The organism is Desulfofundulus sp. (assembly GCF_049701015.1).
Lineage (GTDB): Bacteria > Bacillota > Desulfotomaculia > Desulfotomaculales > Desulfovirgulaceae > Desulfofundulus.
The window spans coordinates 1-2,892 of record NZ_JBNATZ010000292.1; the positions used below are offsets into that span (position 1 = coordinate 1).

3 protein-coding genes are annotated in these 2,892 nt (G+C 64.1%); all 3 read left to right on the forward strand.

What is annotated here, in order from left to right:
- Positions 1-849, forward strand: an 849-nt coding sequence (locus tag ACPLUI_RS13400; protein ID WP_424660752.1) for an ATP-binding protein, incomplete at its 5' end; no start/stop codon positions are given.
- Positions 846-1,421 carry a hypothetical protein gene (locus ACPLUI_RS13405; RefSeq protein WP_424660753.1) on the forward strand — a complete coding sequence of 192 codons (576 nt, stop codon included), beginning with the start codon at positions 846-848 and terminating at the stop codon, positions 1,419-1,421. The genes ACPLUI_RS13400 and ACPLUI_RS13405, both read left to right, overlap by 4 nt.
- The coding region (locus ACPLUI_RS13410; protein ID WP_424660754.1) for a hypothetical protein at positions 1,400-2,892 on the forward strand (1,493 nt) is incomplete at its 3' end. The genes ACPLUI_RS13405 and ACPLUI_RS13410, both read left to right, overlap by 22 nt.

The window sequence follows — 2,892 nt, forward strand, 5'->3', positions numbered from 1 at the left end:
GTGGCCACCATCGTGCGCGGTTTCGCCAGCCGGCCCCTGGAACCCGAAGAGATAGCCGTACTGGAGGAAGCGGTGCGCGAACTGTACGCCGGGCGGGGCATAACGTCCGACCCGGCGAGCCTGTACGAGCCGGGCGGCAAAAAACTGCCGGGGGGCGGTTTCGCGGTGGGAGGCGTGAGGAAGCGGATGCCCACGCTGTCCGACCTGCACGCGAAGCTGGGGGAAAAACCCGGGACGGAAAAACTGTGCCTGATCTTGAAGCCTTTTCTTAGAGGGAACTCCCTGGGTATGTTCGACTGCGAGACGGAAAAGGACTTTTCCGCGCCGGTGGTGGTGTTCGACCTCTCGCGGATCAGGGACGAGTTCACCAAGTTTTACGCCATGTTCGTGGTGCTGACCTGGGCCTGGCATCGGTTTGCGCTGCGGCATACGGGGAAAAAGATGGTGGTGATCGACGAGGCGTGGATGTTCGTGAAGTGGCCGGACTCGGCGCAGTTCCTGGAGACCCTGGCCCGCCGGGGCAGGAAGCACGACACCGCCCTGGTGGTCGCCAGCCAGTACGTGGAGGAATTCCTGGCCCGTGAGGAGGGCCGGTCGGTGATAGACGGCTGTGCTACGAACATCCTGCTGGGCCAGAACCCGTCCGTGGTGGACCAGGTGGTGGAGGTGTTCAAACTGCCCAAAGGCATGGGTGAAAGGCTCCAGATTTTTACCCAGGGCAGGTGTATAATAAAAGTTGGTGGTAAAACCCTGCAGGAAGCGGGCGGCAACATGGCGGAAGTGCAGGTGACAGCACTGCCCTATGAGATGCCCTTCGTCCGCACGGGAGGGAAGGGGGAACCGCAATGAGCTACGGTTACGGCTACGGGAACAGCTACTGGGGAGCGGACGCCGCAGCCCGGGGGCTGGTGTACGACCCTTACACCGGCCGGTACGTGGAGCCCTGGAATGTGAACGGCAGTTTCGAAGAGGCTGTGGCAAGCGAAGCCACGGCAGGTATAGTTGCGGTGATGGAATTTCTCTTTATGGCGGTGGGCTGGCTCATCGTGCTGGTGCTTCTGGCAGTTGTAAAGATACTTGACTGGTTCGATCTCCGGCAGGAGTACAGGCGCCTGCACCGGGAGAAGGAGCCCCTGGGGTACCAGTACGACGCCTCCCTGAAGCGGTGGGGGAGCGGCGTGCGGGAGCGGTACGTCCTGACGGGTGAAGGCCTGGTGAAAGCGGGCGAGTGCCCGGAGCCGGAGAAGAGCAGGCCGCGGGAAGTGGTGTACGCCGGGCGGTGCAGGCTGGTGCTGACCCCGCGCGGGCTGGTACCGGCAGAAGCCGCGGAGCGGGAGGAAGCGGAGAAAATGCCGGGCAGGAAGGCGGGCGGGGCCCTGGCGGTCCCGGTGAGGGGCAAATGGGAATTCGACGGTATCTAGCTTTTGCCTGTGTCCTCCTGCTCCTGGCTTTTCTTTTTCTACCGCTTCCAGCTGTCCAGGCTGCACCCGAATACCGCGCGGTGGAAATCAGGGACGTGCGCTTCACCACCGGTGACGGTAAGGTGCACATTTCCTGGGAAGTGCACGTATTGAAGGCCGGTCCCGCGATGGGACCCGACCGGGTCACCATCATGCGCAGCGAGTATTACGGCTCCTTTGTCGGCGACCCGGCGGCCGTCCTGGACCTGCCGCAGTCCGAGGGCTGGTACACCATGTCCTGGACGGACGGGGGAGTGCAGGCGGGGAAGACCTACCACTACAAGATCAACGGCCAGCCGTTTCTGAACGCCGTCACCGTCAGGAAAGACCCGGTACCGCCGCGGAACGGCTCACCCCCGGGCGGGCAGGACAAATCATCCGGAGAAGACATCAAGGATGAAGGGGGCCTGTTCGAGCGGGCCGTGGCCACCGTATTCGACGGGTTGTACAGGGTCTTTGCGGCCCTGACCGGCAGGTTCGGTTTCAAGCCGGTGGGTGAGCTTGTCCTGCAGGCGGGGGACAACGCGTTCGACCTCACGGCCCCGGCCCCGTTCTCGCCGGAACAGTGGGACGCGCTGGACGGGCTCTACGGTAGCATGGCGTTGGTGGGCCTGGCCCTTTACCTCATCGCCATGCTCGTGGCCGCGGGCAGGTTCATCGGCGCCGGGATCTCGAAAAACCCGGACGCCCGGGCGGAGGCCTCGGCACAGCTCTGGCGGATGTTTTTCGCGCTCATCATTATCGCCGGTGCGCCGGTGGTGGTGCGCGCGCTGTACGTCCTGAACAACGCCCTGGTGGAGGCCGTCCGGACAGCCGGCGGTCAGAACAGCCAGCTGCTGAACGAGATACTCTCCGACGCCTGGCTTTCGAAACTGCAGACCGGGTCCGTGCTGGGCACCGCTCTCGTCAAGGTGGTCTTTGCGTGGTCCGGGTTCTGGATAAACATCATCTTCTGGGTGCGAAACTGGGTAATTTCCGTGCTGTACGTCTTCACGCCGGTGATGGCGCTGCTGTGGACAATGAATAAGAACGTGACCGCGGCCAGCGTCTGGCTGGGGGAGCTGCTGACGAACACCTTCCTCCAGTCGGCATACGCCATAGTTGCCGTGGTCATCGTGGTCTTCGTGGTGGCCGGCGACATCGGCTGGCCGCAGAAACTCCTCGGGGTGTACATGATCATCGCGCTGGGGGGCCTGCTGCGCAACGGCCTGCAGGGCCTGTGGACCCGGTGGGCCGGTATCGAGGAGGAAAGTGTAGCCGGTAAAATCCTGGGTTTCATCGGGCTGGGCGGTGTAACCGGTGTGGGCCGCCTGGTGGCAGGTAGTGTGGCGGCACCGTCCGTGGCCGGGGCGCCCGGCGGTGGGCCGGGCGGTACCGGCACGGCGGGTGGTACCGGCATAAACCTGCAGGGCACCACGGCGCCCCCGGCTGT

Excerpts from the sequence above, each read along its gene's own strand:
- ACPLUI_RS13405 (WP_424660753.1), top strand. The coding sequence starts at position 846 with ATGAGCTACGGTTACGGCTACGGGAACAGCTACTGGGGAGCGGACGCC.